This window comes from Streptomyces tibetensis, assembly GCF_007655005.1.
Classification (GTDB): Bacteria; Actinomycetota; Actinomycetes; order Streptomycetales; family Streptomycetaceae; genus Streptomyces; species Streptomyces tibetensis.
The window spans coordinates 178128-194077 of sequence record NZ_SZVW01000014.1; the positions used below are offsets into that span (position 1 = coordinate 178128).

At 71.4% G+C, this 15950-nt stretch carries 14 protein-coding genes; 9 read left to right on the forward strand and 5 right to left on the reverse strand.

The window, feature by feature from the left end; all coding sequences use genetic code 11:
• Positions 1-66 precede the first annotated feature (66 nt).
• A complete protein-coding gene (gene xylA, locus FDO69_RS24510; RefSeq protein WP_104782010.1) occupies positions 67-1233 on the forward strand; it encodes a xylose isomerase in 1167 nt (388 codons plus the stop codon).
• Between the two features lie 150 nt (positions 1234-1383).
• Positions 1384-1734 carry a hypothetical protein gene (locus tag FDO69_RS24515; protein WP_104782011.1) on the forward strand — a complete coding sequence of 117 codons (351 nt, stop codon included), beginning with the start codon at positions 1384-1386 and terminating at the stop codon, positions 1732-1734.
• A 575-nt stretch (positions 1735-2309) separates the two neighbouring features.
• Here FDO69_RS24515 and nadC read toward each other — a convergent pair.
• Positions 2310-3428 carry a carboxylating nicotinate-nucleotide diphosphorylase gene (nadC, locus tag FDO69_RS24520; protein ID WP_234388064.1) on the reverse strand — a complete coding sequence of 373 codons (1119 nt, stop codon included), beginning with the start codon at positions 3426-3428 and terminating at the stop codon, positions 2310-2312.
• Positions 3429-3431: 3 nt separating this feature from the next.
• Between nadC and FDO69_RS24525 the strand changes: the two genes are divergently transcribed.
• Together FDO69_RS24525 and FDO69_RS24540 are read left to right on the forward strand one after the other, a co-directional pair.
• Positions 3432-3857, forward strand: a complete 426-nt coding sequence (locus tag FDO69_RS24525; RefSeq protein WP_234388065.1) for a winged helix-turn-helix transcriptional regulator — start codon at positions 3432-3434, stop codon at positions 3855-3857.
• Between the two features lie 751 nt (positions 3858-4608).
• Positions 4609-4902: a DUF1330 domain-containing protein gene (locus FDO69_RS24540; RefSeq protein ID WP_104782013.1), complete on the forward strand. Its 294-nt coding sequence runs from the start codon at positions 4609-4611 to the stop codon at positions 4900-4902.
• Positions 4903-5421: 519 nt separating this feature from the next.
• On the opposite strand, the gene FDO69_RS24545 is transcribed toward FDO69_RS24540, so the two are convergent.
• Positions 5422-7449, reverse strand: coding sequence for a HelD family protein (locus FDO69_RS24545; protein ID WP_104782014.1), 2028 nt, complete (start codon positions 7447-7449; stop codon positions 5422-5424).
• Positions 7450-8433: 984 nt separating this feature from the next.
• Between FDO69_RS24545 and FDO69_RS24550 the strand changes: the two genes are divergently transcribed.
• On the forward strand, positions 8434-8616 hold the full coding sequence (locus FDO69_RS24550; protein WP_010040978.1) for a hypothetical protein: 183 nt from the start codon (positions 8434-8436) through the stop codon (positions 8614-8616).
• A gap of 55 nt (positions 8617-8671) precedes the next feature.
• Here FDO69_RS24550 and FDO69_RS24555 read toward each other — a convergent pair whose 3' ends face one another.
• Together FDO69_RS24555 and FDO69_RS24560 are read right to left on the reverse strand one after the other, a co-directional pair.
• Positions 8672-9571, reverse strand: a complete 900-nt coding sequence (locus FDO69_RS24555) for a hypothetical protein (RefSeq protein ID WP_104782015.1) — start codon at positions 9569-9571, stop codon at positions 8672-8674.
• A 135-nt stretch (positions 9572-9706) separates the two neighbouring features.
• Positions 9707-10003 (reverse strand): hypothetical protein, encoded by a 297-nt coding sequence (locus FDO69_RS24560; RefSeq protein WP_104782016.1) that lies wholly within the window; start codon positions 10001-10003, stop codon positions 9707-9709.
• A gap of 97 nt (positions 10004-10100) precedes the next feature.
• On the opposite strand from FDO69_RS24560, the gene FDO69_RS24565 reads away from it, so the two are divergent.
• The gene (locus FDO69_RS24565; RefSeq protein WP_104782091.1) at positions 10101-11000 is read left to right on the forward strand and encodes an oxygenase MpaB family protein; all 900 of its coding nucleotides are present in this window, start codon (positions 10101-10103) and stop codon (positions 10998-11000) included.
• Positions 11001-11115: 115 nt separating this feature from the next.
• Here FDO69_RS24565 and FDO69_RS24570 read toward each other — a convergent pair whose 3' ends face one another.
• Positions 11116-11715, reverse strand: a complete 600-nt coding sequence (locus FDO69_RS24570; RefSeq protein ID WP_104782092.1) for a class I SAM-dependent methyltransferase — start codon at positions 11713-11715, stop codon at positions 11116-11118.
• A gap of 152 nt (positions 11716-11867) precedes the next feature.
• Between FDO69_RS24570 and FDO69_RS24575 the strand changes: the two genes are divergently transcribed.
• From FDO69_RS24575 to FDO69_RS24585, 3 genes are all read left to right on the forward strand, one after another.
• Positions 11868-12641, forward strand: coding sequence for an MHYT domain-containing protein (locus FDO69_RS24575; protein WP_104782017.1), 774 nt, complete (start codon positions 11868-11870; stop codon positions 12639-12641).
• A gap of 243 nt (positions 12642-12884) precedes the next feature.
• On the forward strand, positions 12885-15497 hold the full coding sequence (locus FDO69_RS24580; RefSeq protein ID WP_104782018.1) for a nitrate- and nitrite sensing domain-containing protein: 2613 nt from the start codon (positions 12885-12887) through the stop codon (positions 15495-15497).
• Complete coding sequence (locus tag FDO69_RS24585; RefSeq protein ID WP_104782019.1) at positions 15494-15931, forward strand: roadblock/LC7 domain-containing protein; 438 nt, start codon at positions 15494-15496, stop codon at positions 15929-15931. The genes FDO69_RS24580 and FDO69_RS24585 overlap by 4 nt, the downstream gene beginning before the upstream one ends.
• Positions 15932-15950: the final 19 nt, after the last annotated feature.

Here is a 15950-nt window from a genome sequence, read left to right on the forward strand (position 1 = left end):
AGGTGCCCGCATACTAATTTGTAAATCGGCATGACGAAATAGCCTCAGCGAGCAAGGAGCCGCGGCATGAGCTTCCAGCCCACCCCCGAGGACAGGTTCACCTTCGGCCTGTGGACCGTCGGCTGGCAGGGACGGGATCCCTTCGGCGACGCCACGCGGCGTGCCCTCGACCCGGTCGAGACGGTGCAGCGCCTGGCCGAGCTGGGCGCCCACGGCGTCACCTTCCACGACGACGACCTGATTCCGTTCGGCTCGAGCGACACCGAGCGTGAGGCGCACATCAAGCGCTTCCGGCAGGCGCTGGACGCCACGGGCATGAAGGTCCCGATGGCCACCACCAACCTCTTCACGCACCCGGTCTTCAAGGACGGCGCGTTCACCGCCAACGACCGCGACGTGCGCCGCTACGCGCTGCGCAAGACCATTCGCAACATCGACCTCGCCGTCGAGCTCGGCGCCCAGGTGTACGTGGCCTGGGGCGGTCGTGAGGGAGCCGAGTCCGGTGCCGCCAAGGACGTCCGCGCGGCCCTGGACCGGATGAAGGAGGCCTTCGACCTGCTCGGCGAGTACGTCACCTCCCAGGGCTACGACCTGCGCTTCGCGATCGAGCCCAAGCCGAACGAGCCGCGCGGCGACATCCTGCTGCCGACCGTCGGTCACGCCCTGGCGTTCATCGAGCGCCTGGAGCGTCCGGAGCTGTACGGCGTGAACCCCGAGGTGGGGCACGAGCAGATGGCCGGGCTGAACTTCCCGCACGGCATCGCGCAGGCACTGTGGGCGGGCAAGCTGTTCCACATCGACCTCAACGGCCAGTCCGGCATCAAGTACGACCAGGACCTGCGCTTCGGCGCCGGCGATCTGCGTGCCGCCTTCTGGCTGGTCGACCTGCTGGAGTCGGCCGGCTACGACGGACCGCGCCACTTCGACTTCAAGCCGCCGCGGACCGAGGACCTCGACGGCGTGTGGGCCTCGGCGGCCGGCTGTATGCGCAACTACCTGATCCTCAAGGAGCGCGCCGCTGCTTTCCGCGCCGACCCGGAGGTGCAGGAGGCGCTGCGCGCGGCCCGGCTGGACGAGCTGGCCCAGCCCACCGCCGCGGACGGTCTCCAGGCACTGCTCGCCGACCGGTCCGCGTTCGAGGCGTTCGATGTGGAGGCGGCCGCCGCGCGCGGCATGGCGTTCGAGCACCTGGACCAGCTGGCGATGGATCACCTGCTGGGGGCGCGTGGCTGAGCCACGCGCGCGTGCCGGCCCGTCGTCCGGTCGTTCCGGCCGGCCGACGGGCCCTGTCGTGCCGCGGAATCGTGCGATCCACGCCATGAGTCCGTATCAGCTTCCGTACGCCCCTCCCGGCGTGAGCGGTGTGCGGCGACGCTGGTCGGTATGGCCCTGCCGCCCGTACCGCCCCGCCCGCCCGGACCTCCCCGGCGCCGGAATCCGCTGTTCATCCTGCTCGCCGTGCTCGTGGCCGTGGCAGCCGTGTCGCTCGTGGTGCTCATGGCCTCGGGCCGGGGCGACTCGTCGGACGAGGAGCCGCCCGGCGAGAGCACGACTCGCACACCGGCCCCGTCCATCGGCCTCCCCACGAAGCTGCCCACCATGCTGCCGAGCGAGCTGCCGACCAGATTGCCGTCGGGCTTCCCGACCCGGTTGCCGAGCGAATTGCCCAGTGATCTGCCGAGCGGCCTCGAATCGCTCGTCCCGTCCCTGGATCCCGGCCGACTGGTGCCCTGACATGGGCTCCACCGTGACCCTGCGGCGAAGGTTTGGGACCAGACGATCCTGTTCCGGGTCGACCCCCTGCGGTGAGTTCCCTTTCCCGGCGCGAGTTCCGCCGAGGCCGGGGCCGTCACCGAGGCTAAGGCCGTAACCGAGGCCAGGGCCGTCGCCGGATCCTGGGGGGGGGCGCCTCCTGCGGGCTGCCGGTGCGGCCGGTCGCACCGGCCGACAGCCCATGGGCGGCTCTGCTCGGCACGCAGCCTGACCGGCCCTGAGTACCGCAGGCCTGGGACCGGACGGGCAGCAGAAGCCTCGGCCGCCCGTTCGACGCCACACAGGCGTCCCCGGCGACTGCGTCCTCGGGCAGTCCGAGGCCGTGTGCGATCGCCTCCAGTTCGGTCCCTTGGGCGTCGCTCAGGCTGACCGGGCCCGGATCGAACGATGCTGTCAAGTCGCGCGGAGAAAGACGGCGCGCGACGTTCCCCACTCCGTGGGAATACGGCATCGTTCCTCGTCGGCCAACGGCGCGTCGTCCAGAACGGCGGTCGCGCTGCCACCCCTGCGCTGTCTCTGACAGGCGTCGACGATCGCTACCTCGGGCATGGCGCCGGGCCGGTGGTCAGCAGCATCGTCAGGTCGAGTGAGGGCGCGCTGTGTGTCAATGCTCCGACCGAGATGAGGTCGACGCCCGTTTCGGCGATGGCGCGGACACTGTCCAGGCGGACGGTACCCGAGGCCTCCAGCAGGATCCGGGCAGCGTCGGCCCGTCCGGCCCGGATCTTCACCACCTGCTCGATGTCGGCCAACGGCATGTTGTCGAGCATGATCCAGCGGGCCCCGGCATCGAGCGCCTCAGCAGCTTCTGCCACGGTCTGCACTTCGACATCGACCTCCACCGTCTGCCCGGTACGCGCCATCCCGCGGCGGACCGCCTCGATCGCTGCGGTCACCCCGCCCGCCGCGGCGATGTGGTTCTCCTTGAGCAGGACCATCTCCGCCAGATCGAGCCGGTGGTTGCGGCCGCCGCCGACGGTCACCGCGTACTTGTCGAGGGCACGCAGGCCCGGTGCCGTCTTGCGGGTGTCCAGAATGCGGGTCTTGGTCGCGGCCACGGCTTGGACGTAGCGGTCGGTCAGTGTCGCGATGCCGCACAGGCGCTGCAGGAAGTTCAGCGCCGTGCGTTCGCCGGTGATCAGGCTGCGCGCCGGGCCGGACAGGCGTAACAGGACGTCGCCGTCGGTCAGCCGGGCGCCGTCGGCGACGCTCGCCTCGATCTCGACCTCGGGATCGACCTGCGCGAAGACCTCGGCGACCGCGGGGAGGCCGGCGGCAATGCCGCTCTGCCGGGTGCGGACTTCGGCCGCGGCCGCCAGGTCTTCGGGAACACTCCACGCGGTGGTGATGTCGTTCCCCGAGGCGTCCTCGGCCAGGGCGGCGGCGACGGCGGTTCGTCCCGCAGCCGAGGGAAACTGTGTCGTGGTCATCTGGTCTCCATCTCCGAGTGGGCGTTGAGCCTGGCGGTCACCACCACTGGCGCAGCTGCGGCGCAGGTAGTGCTCCCAGACGGTGATCGTGGGATTCCGCAGCGCACGGCGCGGGCGACGGGGGTGGGCGGTTGCCGCGACAATCCCCATCGTTTCGTTTTCCGAAGCGAACTCGGATGGTAGCGTTTCGGAATCCGAAGCATCACCTTGAAGGCTGGACTCCACGCCATGCCAATCCCGCAGCCCGGCAAGCCAGTTCGTGGTTCGACCACCGGTCGCCCCCTCATGGCCGCACTCGACCTGTTCGGACGGCGGTGGAGCCTGCGCATCCTTTGGGAGCTGCGCGGGGGCCCCCTTGGGTTCCGCCCCCTGCAGAAGCAGTGCGACGACGTGTCCTCCAGCGTGATGCGGCAGCGCCTGATCGAACTGCTGGATGCCCACGTGGTTCACCAACTACCCGACAGCCGGTACGAGCTCACTCCACTGGGGCGGGATGCCTGCCTCGCACTCGGCCCTCTCGTCCAGTGGTCGGAGCGCTGGGCGGCGATGCTCGACCCGCAACCGGCGCACCGCAACAGCGAGCGGCCCGCCGACGGCGCCTCGCATCCCGACACCGTGGGCGACGGGACGCCCGAGAGGGGTTCTGCCGGTTGACGCCCGCGCGGCCTGGGTTGACGGCGCGCTCGGAGCCTCCGCCGGCACCTGGGTCCTCGCCAAGCTGGGTGAGGTGATGGGCGTCGCCATGCAGAGTGAGCACCCGGGCGCCGGTCGGCCCGCCCAGCCGGGTGCTGAGCGCGCTCGATGGCATGCGTTCACAACGGCGCCGCAACTCCCGGAAGTTTGACGGGGCTTGGCTCGATTCCCACAGGATGTGCAGCGTCCAGCGCCGTCCGAGCAGATCGAGTACAGCCATGACCGGGCGCCCTGAACCGGACCCTCGTGCCGGTGAGCCAGGCCGAGGTGTGTTCCGGCTTCCGTGCCCACTCCTTGCGCTTCGGGTTTCGAAGCATCATAGTGATTCGAAAACCGAAGCATGAGGTGTCCATGCCGCGCATCGAACCGCTCACCTCGCCATATCCCGCGCCCATCGACCAGGCGCTGCGCCGACGGATGCCTCCCGGCGGGTCGCGGCGTGTGCCCCCATTCGTAGGCGCAGCCGGTGCGTGCGGTCACTCGGCAGGCCGGACTGAGCCGGGAACAGCTCCGGGCCACCACTGACATCGACGTCGCAGTCAACGCAGGGCTCCATCGCCACCTGAGACATCGTCTTATTTCAACGGCACACCACAATCAGCCAGTCCCTTGCGAACCGCCCTCTGAAACGCCCGGCGATCCGTCACCGGGGCCGATCGATCTGAGTGTCGACTCGAAGGCTGGCACGCTTGTCCGAACACTGGAGGTTTTCATGGCCAAGGGCTACTGGGTCAGCGTCTACCGCACCATTTCCGACCCCGAGAAGCTGGCCGCCTACAACAAGCTGGCCCGTTCGGCCGTCCAGGCCGGGGGCGGGCGGACGCTCGCCCGCGGCGGTCGGGTCGTCGCCCACGACGCCGGAATCGCCGAGCGCACCGTCCTGGTCGAGTTCGACACCTTTGAACAGGCGGTCGCGGCACGCGAGAGCGCGGCATACCAGGAGGCGCTGGCCGCCCTTTCCGACGGCGTCGAGCGCGACTTCCGCATCATCGAAGGCGTCGACTGACCGGCGCACTGACGTTCAGGCCGGCCTGGCGGCCCCGCCGGCCTCGTCGGCAGAACTCACGCTCGCCCGAAGTGAACCGCGAACCGGTACTCATACGACAGATCGGTCCAGCGAGCAAACGGATCTGATGACCAGCAGCACGTCCAGCATTCATCTGGTGTGTGACCCGTCGGGGCTACTTTTATGAAAGGCGCGTGACCAGCAGGAATGCCGGTCGCGGGCCTTTTTGCGACCTCCGGTGTGCACGCGAGTGTGCACGAGTGCCCGGGAGAACCTCCCGTCCGGCATTGCGGGACAAGCCTTACCCGTCCGAGGCGAACCCCTCGGACGGGTAGAACAGGTCGCAGACTCCGTCGGTCTCAGTCTGCAGGGCCCGGGTAGCCGGCTCTCTCGTTGGACGACGCACGCCGGACGGCAGGGCATCAGGCCGAGCAGGGAGGTCAGGGCTACACCAGTGCGGACGTTGACGACGCGTTGGGGCACTTGTGCACCCGCGGCGACCACGCGGGCACCGCGCCATCATGCGGACTGGGTGGTGATGGTGCACAGGCGCTTGGTGGCCCGGGTCAGGGCCACGTACAGGTCCCTCTCCCCGCCGGGGCGGGCCGAGATGATCTCCTCGGGGTTCAGGACGACGACCCCGTCGAACTCGAGGCCACGTGCTTCGGACGCGGGCACGATGCGTGCGAGGTCGGCGATGCCGTGCGCCGTCAACTGGCTCACCCGGGTGTCCGCGCAGATCACACCCAGGAGTTCGTCCGGCTGCGCGGTGCTCTGGGCGCGCAGTTCCTCCACGACGGCGGTGACCAACCCCTCCCCAGGTGTGGTCACGGTGCGCGGGCTCTGACCGCTGCGCAGTGACCGTGTGGGCCGCTGGTCCGGAGCGATCCGCGCGAGCAGGTCCCGGACGCTGTCCAGGATCTCCTGCGTGGTGCGGTAACTGACTGTCAGGTCGTGCAGTCTGAACCGCGTCCCGACATGCGGGCTCAGGGCTTCCTTCCAGTCGCGTGCCGTCGTGGCCGGGCCCGACTGGGCGAAGTCACCCACCAGCGTCATCGCCCTCGCCGGGCAGCGGCGGACGATCATCCGCCACTGCATGGCGGTCAGTTCCTGCGCCTCGTCGACGACGACGTGCCCGTACGTCCGCTCGGGCGGGCCGTCGACCAGGCTCGCCGCCTCGTCCAGCAACGGCACGTCCGCATCGGTCCACGGGGCGTCCGGGGCACGCAGGAGAAGGGACCGCTCCTGCGGGGTCAGGGTCGGCAGGCGCTCGGCCAGGGCATCGGCATCCGTCAGCAGTGCCTTCACGAGGTCGCCGGGTACCAGCCTCGGCCACAGCGCCTCGACCGCCCGGTCGACACCGGCGTCGTCGAGGAGATCGGCCCCGATGGCGTCCAGGTCCAGCTCGTGGACCGGACCCGGGTCGGCGGCGCCCTCGGCACGGCGCTGGGCGACCCCCGTGAACCGGTCGAGGTTCAGGCCCGTCATCTGCTCGGCATCGGCGTCGATCTGCTCCAGGAGGTCGCCCATGTCCCGTTGCATCGCGTCGGTGACGGCGTCGACCAGGAGTTCCTTGAACGCCTGGCGCGCGGGATTGTGGCCGGATGCGGCCGCCAGGGCGGCGGCGCGTGCAGTGGCGACCTCCTTCTCGGACAGGTGGACCAGGTCCTGCCCGACCCGGACGGTGAAGTCACCGGCGGGGGCCTGATGGTCTCGCAGCAGGCCGGCCAGGGCGTCGGCGAGGTCCAGGCCGCCCTTGAGGCGCGCCGTGTCGAACGAGTCCACCGCGTCCGGGGACACTCCGGCCAGTTCCTGACAGGTCGCCAGATCGACGTCGTTCTCCCCGAGCGAGGGAAGGACCTGGGAGATGTAGTCGAGGAAACGGGCATTGGGGCCCACCACGAGGACGCCTTCCTCCGCGGCGCGCGGGAACGCGTACAGGACGTAGGCCGCCCGGTGCAGGGCGACCACCGTCTTGCCGGTGCCGGGCCCGCCCTGCACCACGGTCACCCCGCGGTGGGCGGAGCGGACGATCTCGTCCTGCTCGGCCTGCAGCGTCGCGACCGCCGCGTGCATCCTGCCCGTACGCCGTGCCGCCAGGGCCTCGGTCAACGGGCCGTCCCCCACGACGTCTTCGTCGGTCGGGGCGGTCCCGTCGAGCAGTTCGTCGCTCACCGAGACGACCGTGCGCTCCTCGAGGCGCAGGTGCCGGCGCCGCCGCAGATCCATCGGGTGGACCGGTGTCGCCTCGTAGAAGGGCCGTGCCGCGTTCGCGCGCCAGTCCACGAGCAGCGGCAGTTCGTCCTCCTCCGTGTGCAGTCCGATCCGCCCGATGCGCAGGGCCGTGCCGTCCGCCCAGTCGATGCGCCCGAAGACCAGCCCTTTCTCGGCGCCTTCCAGCCGGCCGATCTCCTTGGTCAGACGGTCGGCGGCGATCTCTCTCTCGTACGCCTCGCCGGCGCCGTCCGCCGGGGCCTTCAGCACACTCGCCCGGTTCGCTCGCGCCTCGGAAAGCCGCTCGGTGAGCAGCTCATACAATGAGGACACGTAACCTTGCTCCGATTCAACCGCACGCACGGCGGAATCGTTTTTGTTTGACAACAAGGGACTCCTTCGATTCGAGCCGCACCATACGGCCAAAGTTCCCCAAAGGTAAGTCTTGACTTACTTGTTGCGTCTATGTCCTTACGGCTGACCGCACTTCGTGTCATGCATTCCGTCGTTTCCCTTGAATGCCGGTGATACTTTCCCGTGCACGGGAAAAGCAGTGAATCCACGGGAAAGGTTCGTGGTCGCCTCTCAGGTCGGACGGGGCTGGCCTGCATTCCATATGCGGACACCGGCGGCCGCCGTGATCCGGTTGTGCGACGCGGCGAGTTGGGTGATGTTCCCGCCGCCGTGTGCGGCCCGGATGCCGGACCTCAACGACTCAACATGCTGACCTGACAGGGAAGATCAGCGTGATCGTCTTGCCGAGTTCCATGCCGTCGGCGAGACCGTCGGCGAGTTCGGCCGCGTCCGGCACGGCCGCCGACAGCAGGGGCGTGAGGGGGCCCAGGCCCCAGCCGCACGGCGCAGGGCGAGCTGCTCCGGGCCGGGCAACCGCATCGGCCCGGCGCTCTCCAGGGGCACGGTGTGCGCTTCGGGAGGCGTCGCGGCGGCGAGGCGGCGTACGGCCTCGATGTCGCGGGCGCGCAGTGGACAGGCTGCCGGTGCGCGCGGGATCGCCGGGCAGGAAAACGGAGCGGCAGAGGGCCGGTTCGGAGTTGTCGGAGGAGGGCGCCGGGTGATTCCGATGCACGGCTATGACGTAGTCCTCAAATTTGACTAGTGGGAGGGGAGTCGCCGAGAGTACAGCACTTTCAGTGCGTATGGGTATGACTGCGCTGTGAGCTGGGTCACCATGGAGGTCTCAGGGGTGCGTCGGGGTCGCACCTCAGGGATGTCTCAGGGTCGCGGTCCGGAACCGCCGTGGAGGCGGGACCGTTTTCGAGACAGAGAGCGGCAGCGGCCGCGAAGGAGGCGACAGTCATGTCGAAGAACGCCAAGATCGCCGCGGGCGGTGTGGCGGTCGGGCTCATCCTGCTGATCTGGCTGCCCTGGTGGGCATCGCTCCTGATCATTCTGGGAGTCCCGGCCGCCGCGTACCTCACGCTCGACCCATCGCAGCGGCGCAGGCTGCGCCGCGCCACCCGCAAGGAACTCGGCCGCTGAGGCCCCGGCTCCGCACGGCCCGGCCGGGCGCCGCAAGGGGCCCGGCCGCACCGGCTCAGTTCGGCCGTACGGCCATCTTGTCCAGTGCCTCCAGGAGACTCGGCAGTTCCGGCCCCCTGCCCACCGGCAGGACCTCGCCGGGCTCCTCGTCGAGCAGTACGAACGCGATGTCGTCGGTCCGCGCGACGAGCGACCAGCCCGGACCGTCGGCCCGCAGGGTCCGGGCGTCACCCGGCGCGAAGGACGACCTGACCCGGCCCAGCGGCGGCGGCGAGTCGATATAGGTGCGGGCCTCCGCGAGAACGCGCCGGATGCCGCTGTGGCCACCTTGCCGCCCGTTCTCCCCGTGCCCGTCCGGACCGCCGGCCGACCCGCGCCCGTCAGGACCGTCGGTCGCGCCGCCCCCGACGCCTCCCGGGGACCCGGAGGCCTCAGAGGGCTGCGGCGCCGGGAACCCCGCGTCGGCGACCTGCTCCCGCCAGGTCGCCCACTGCAGCGCGATCTCGTCCGCGCCCAGACGCCGCTGGGCGGGGCCCCAGACACCGGTGTCCGGCGGGGCCAGCGGGGGCCGGTCGTCGGCCTCCGGACCCGGATCGTGCGGCGCGGGCACCCCGGGGGCCGCGACGGCGACCGCGAGAGGCCATCCGGGCAGGGCCGCGACGACCGTGCGCTCGTCGGGCGACAGCTCGTACTCCATGCCGCAGTCCCAGGACGCGATCGCGACGGCCACCAGCGAGACGTCGTCGATGGCCACCGTCCACCGGGCGCCCTCACCGTCCTGGCCGAGCACCAGCCCGTACCCGTCGGCGAGCGGCGCGAGGCCGAGCGCCGCGCATGCCTCGGGATAGTCGTCGCCCAGCACGCTCGGGAACTTCGCCGGCGTCAGCAGCACCGCCGTGAGCACATAGAGCGCATCGTCCGCGGCGGCGACGGCTTCCTCATCCGTCCCGGCCATCCCAGCCTCCCCATCGGTTCGTCCACCGGCGCGCACCCTAATGCGCCCGCAAGCCCCTTGTCACGGTCTCGCAGGCGCACTCGGAGCTGCAGTTTTCCGGCGGACGGGGCGAATCGGCCGTCCTGGAGGTGCACATCATGCTCCCGGCAGCCCCAGCAACCCGCGGGCCACGGTCTCCGGCGACTGGCCGCGCTCACGGGCCAGTGCGACCACGGCCCGGCTGGCCAGCTCGTTCACGCCGAACGACAGCGCCTCCGGCGACACCCAGCCGGCCGCTTCGTCGGCGCGCTCCGGGTCGTTCTCCACGGAGGCCGTGACATAGGCCGCCGCCGCCTCGAAAAGATTGTGCGGACGCTTGTCCCCACCGGCTTTCGGCTCCGTGCGCAAGACATCGGCGACCCTTCCCCCGGCTCTGCGGAACCTGCCCCACATGCTGACCACCTTCCCCCTGCCTCTGTTGTGCCCGGTCGTTCATCTCCCGGTCACCAACGTAAAGTTGCAGGACCTGTGGCAGAAGGGGGACGGCACGGTGAAGCGATTCTCACGGCTCGAACAGATCCGGCGGATGGACCCGTACGAGGAGGCCACGGAGATCTACCGGCTCAGCGTCGCCTACGAGTTCCCCTGGGACTTCACACGCGCCCTGGAGCTGGCCCTGTACCGCACGTACGCCGTCCCCGGCATCGGCAGGCTGCTCGCGCGCACGGCAGAGCTCACGGACCGGACGCAGAAGCGCTACGACGACACCTCGCTGCTGCTGGACACCATCGTCGAGCACGGTTTCGGCAGTGAGCAGGGCAGGACCGCGATCCGCCGCATCAACCAGATGCACCGCAGCTACGACATCAGCGACGACGACATGCGCTACGTGCTCTGCACCTTCGTCGTGATGCCCAAGCGGTGGATCGACGCCTATGGCTGGCGCAGGATGTCACGCCACGAGATCGTCGCCAGTACGGTCCACTACCGCACTCTGGGCCGGCACATGGGAATCAAGGACATCCCCGAGACCTACGAGGAGTTCGAGAGCTGCCTCGACTCGTACGAGGCCGCCCACTTCGCCTGGGACGAGGACGCCCGGCGCGTCTCGGACGCCACGCTGGGCCTGATGGCCTCCTGGTACCCCGGCCCCCTCGCGCCCCTGCTGCGCACCACGACCCTCGCGCTGCTCGACGACTCGCTGCTGCACGCCTTCCGCTACACCCCGCCGAGTGCCACCACGCGAGCGTGGGTGCGGCGCGCCGTCCGGCTCCGGGGCCGCGCCGTCCGACTGCTGCCGCCCCGGCGCACCCCGCACTTCGCCCGCCAGAACCGGGAGATCAAGGGGTACCCGTACGGCTACCGGATCGCCGACCTGGGCACCCGCCCGGTCCCGGGCGTCCGGGGCTGTCCCGTGCGGCACGCGGAGCCGGACGCCCAGGCCGGGTGATGCGGCGGGGGCGCCCAGGCGGGGTGACGGCGCCGGATGGTCGGCGAAGCGGCCATGTCGGGTGCCCGGGCGGGGCGACCCGACGCCGGACGCCCGGGCAGCGCGACGCGGAGGCTCAGTCCTCGCGCACGGCGAGCGCCAGGAAACGGGAGTCCTCGTCGACATACGACGTCAGGCGCCACCCCGAACCGGCCAGCAGTGGGCGGAGGTTGGGCTCGGCACGCAGGTCCTGTGGGGTGAGCGGGCGGCCGTGGCGTGCCGCAAGAGCCGCCCTGCCGATCGGGTGGAACAGCGCCAGCACCCCACCGGGGCGCACCACGCGTGCCAGCTCCCGCAGGTCCTCGGCCGGGCTTCCCAGGTGCGAGATGAGGCCCGCTCCGAACACGGCGTCCAACGACCGCGAGCGCAGGGGCAGCGCGGCGACGTCCGTGAGCAGCAACTGCCCGTCACGGTCCCGTCCGGCCCGCACGGCCTCCCGCAGCATGGCCGGCGTCAGATCGGCCCCGAGGACCACTCCCGATGGCCCCACGGCGGTTCGCAGGGGCGGCAGGGCGCGCCCGGTGCCGCACCCCGCGTCCAGCACCCGGTCGCCCGTACGCAGTCCGAGCTCGGCGACCGCGGCCGCGTAGGCCGGACCGTCGTCGGGGAAACGGCTGTCCCAGTCGGCGGCGCGGGCGGTGAAGAAATCCTGGACACGCGTCTGCTCGTCGCTCATGTACCGCATGATTCCTCACCGGCACGGATGACGCCTCAGTGCACACGTTCGAGCGTGACCCGATCGTTCCGGTACAGCCTTGGGTCATATTCCAACACCTTTCGAAATGCGCCCCCTTCGGGCGCCGGTGCCGGGTCTAGCGTCCCGGGGCCATGGGACACCTGGACCACGCAGCCCTGGGGTGGCTGACCCCCGTACTGTCGTACGTGATGGCCTGCATAGGCGCCGCGCTCGGTCTGCGCTGCACCGTCCGCGCGCTCGCGACCACCGGGCGCTCGCGCCGCAACTGGCTCGTCACCGCCGCCTCGGCGATCGGCACCGGCATCTGGACCATGCACTTCGTGGCCATGCTCGGTTTCGGCGTCACCGGCACCGACATCCGCTACGACGTGCCGCTCACGCTGCTGAGTCTGCTCGTCGCCATGGTCGTCGTCTGCGCCGGTGTCTTCGCCGTCGGCTATGGCAAGGACCGCGGCCGCGCCCTGCTCGCCGGCGGCCTCACCACCGGCCTCGGCGTCGCGAGCATGCACTACCTGGGCATGGCTGCCGTCCGGCTGCACGGCGACGTGACCTACGACCCGCTGCTCGTCGCACTCTCCGTGCTGATCGCGGTCGTCGCAGCCACGGCGGCCCTGTGGGCCGCCCTCAACATCAAGTCGCCCGTGGCGGTCACCATCGCCTCCCTGATCATGGGCGCCGCCGTCAGCAGCATGCACTACACCGGGATGTTCGCGGTGGGCGTGCGCGTCACACCCTCCGGACAGGCCCTGCCCGGGGCCTCGGCGATGCAGTTCATCTTCCCCCTCGCCGTCGGCCTCGGCTCCTACCTCTTCCTGACGTCGGCCTTCGTCGCGCTGTCGCCGACAGCGGGGGAGCGTGCGGCGTCCGCCTCGGCTCAGAGCCCGGTCCAGAGCGCCGCCCCCTAGCCACGCGGCGGCCCGAGACCGCAGACCGCTGCCGAGCGGCCCGGGGGGCCAGGGCATGCCTCGCATCGAGCGCGCCCCGGCGGCCGAGGAGGGGCCGTCTCGACGGACCGGACGGCGGTGGCGCACCCACCCACCCGCATGGACAGTCCCCCTCCAGGTCGGGCCATGCGCTCCGAGCTTCACGGGCGCCCCTGCCAGGACGCCGGCCCTCAGCCCTCCGACCCACTCCCGAGCGAGGAGTCCATGCGCACACCCCGTAGGACCCCCACAGCCGGCGCCGAGGCGCCGTCCCCTCCCGTGCGCGGACGCCGCGCGCACGCCGGGCCCCCGGCCGACGAGAGCCCCGACACGCCCTCGGACGCCGCGCCGGACGAGGCGCCCGCGCGCGCGGAGCGGTGGCACATACGCCCCCGCACCGTACGCGCCAAGATCGTCTGCCTGCTGATGGTGCCGGTCGTCTCCCTCCTGGCCCTGTGGGGATACGCCACCGTCACCACCGCCCAGGACGTCTCCCGGCTCCGGCAGGTGCAGCGCGTGGACGCCACCGTCCGCGCCCCCGTCTCCGCCGCCGTCTCCGCCCTCCAGGCCGAACGCGCCGCCGCCGTACGTCACGCCACCGACCCGTCCGCCGTCCGGACCGGGGAACTGGACGAGCTGGCCCGGCGCACCGACCGGGCCGTCGCGAAACTACGGCTCGGGCAGGGCACCACCGTCGCCGACAGCGGGGAACTGCCCGCCGGAGTCGCCCAGCGGCTGAAGACGTTCGTCTCCGGTGCCGAGCGACTGCGGCCCCTGCGCACCGCGGTACGGGACCGGCGCGCCGGCTGGGCCGAGACGTACGACCGCTACACCCGGACCATCTCGGCCGCGTTCGGCGTCGGGGGCGCCCTCACCGGCATCCGGGACGCCGACCTCGGATCCGACGCGCGCGTGCTGCTCGAACTGGCCCGCGCGGGCGAGGCGCTGGCCCAGGAGGACGCGCTGCTGGCGAGCGCCCGTCTGGACGGCACCCTGACGGGGGAGCGGCTGCGGCTCTTCACGGGCGCCGTCGCCCTGCGCCGTACGCTCACCGAGTCGGCCGTCGAGGACCTGAGCGGCGTCGAACGCTCCGCATGGGAGGCCCTCGCCGACAGCAGCGCCTACGCCGGCCTGGGCGACGCCGAGGACGTCGTCCTCACCCGGGGGCCGGGCGCAAAGGCGGTCGAAGCGGCACCCGAGAGCAGTTGGAACACGGCACACGCGCGCGTCCGGAACGGCATGCGCACCATCGAGGACGACGCGGCACGCGGGGTCGCCGACCGCGCCGACCCGTTCACCCGAGGACTGCTCACCCCGGCCGGCGCCGCCGTCCTGCTCGGCCTCGCCGCCGTCGCCGCCTCGCTCGTCATCTCCGTGCGCATCGGCCGCGGCCTCGTGGTGGAACTGGAAGGCCTGCGCAACAGCGCCCTGGAGATCGCCCGGCGCAAACTGCCCGACGCCATGCGCAGACTGCGCGCGGGCGATGAGATCGACATCGGCGCGGAGGCACCGCCGGGAGCGCCCGCGGAGGACGAGACGGGGCAGGTCGCCGAGGCCCTCACCACCGTGCACCGAGCGGCGCTGCGGGCTGCCGTGGAACGCGCCGAACTCGCCAGCGGAATCTCCGGCGTCTTCGTCAACCTCGCCCGCCGCAGCCAGATCCTCGTCCACCGGCAGCTGGCCCTCCTCGACAGCATGGAACGCCGCTCCGACGATCCCAACGAGCTGAGCGACCTCTTCCGCCTCGACCACCTCACCACCCGTATGAGGCGTCACGCGGAGAGCCTGATCATCCTCTCCGGGGCCGCCCCGGGCCGGGCCTGGCGCATGCCGGTCTCCCTGACGAACGTGGTCCGCGCGGCCGTCTCCGAAGTGGAGGACTACGCGCGCGTGGAGGTACGGCAACTCCCCGAGGCGGCCGTCGCCGGCGCGGCCGTCGCCGACCTCACCCATCTGCTGGCCGAGATCATCGAGAACGCCGCCCAGTTCTCCCCGCCCCACACGCGAGTGCGCGTCACCGGCGAACCCGTCGGCAACGGCTACGCCGTCGAGGTCGAGGACCGCGGCCTCGGCATGGGCAACGAGACCCTCGCGGAAGCCAACCGCCGCATCGCCCAGTCGGAGGCCCTCGACCTGTTCGACAGCGACCGGCTCGGCCTGTTCGTGGTCAGCAGGCTCGCCGCCCGGCACGACGTCAAGGTCCACTTGAGGACCTCCCCGTACGGCGGCACCACAGCGGTCGTCCTGCTGCCCACCGGTCTCCTTCACACGGGCGCGGCACCACGCTCCCCCGAAGCGGTGGAACGCGCGCGGCAGTCCGAGGAACGCGCCTACGCGCGCGTGCCCGACGACACACCGCTCCAGGACGCCGTCCCCGCCCGAAGCGACAGGCGGGCCCTCGTGGCCCCCGTGCCATCCGCCGCGGAGTCCGAGACCTCGCCCCACGCGGATCCCTCCCGTCGCGCTGAGGCTTCGCGACACGAGGAAACCTCAGGTCACGCGGACGGCCCGCGTCACCTGGAGACCCCGAGCCAGACCCCACCCCCAGGAGTCGCCACCTTGCGACTGCACCGCCCACCGCAGCAGCCCGAAGACTACGACGACCTTCCGCGCCGCGTACGTCAGGCCAGCCTCGCTCCCCAACTGCGCGACGGGCGCCCTGAGGAACAGCCGCCCGTGCCCGCCCCCCTGGACGACGAGCGAACACCCGAACTCGTACGCGACCGCATGGCCGCCTACCGCGACGGCTGGGCGCGCGGCGGCGGGAGGCGACCCGGCCGCGGCACCACTCCCGGCCCCGCGACGGGCAGCGACAGCAGCGAAGGAGACCCCGCATGATCCAGGATCCGAGCACACAGTCCGCCCGGCCATCCGGCGAACTCGACTGGCTGCTGGATGATCTGGTGCTCCGCGTGAGCGACATCCGGCACGCCGTGGTGCTGTCCAACGACGGCCTCGCCGTGGGCGCTTCGTCCGGCCTGCGCCGCGAGGACGCCGAGCACCTCGCGGCGGTCGCCTCGGGTTTCCACAGCCTCGCCAAGGGCGCGGGACGGCACTTCGGTGCCGGCGGCGTCCGCCAGACCATGGTGGAGATGGACGAGGGCTTCCTGTTCGTGGCCGCCGCGGGCGACGGCTCCTGCCTCGCCCTCCTCACCGCCGTCACCGCCGACATCGGCCTCGTGGCCTACGAGATGGCCCGCCTGGTCAAACGCGTCGGCGAGCACCTCGGCACGGCGCCCCGCACGGCCGCGCGGCCACCCGTCGCCGGATGAACCGGGAGAACGGTCCGTG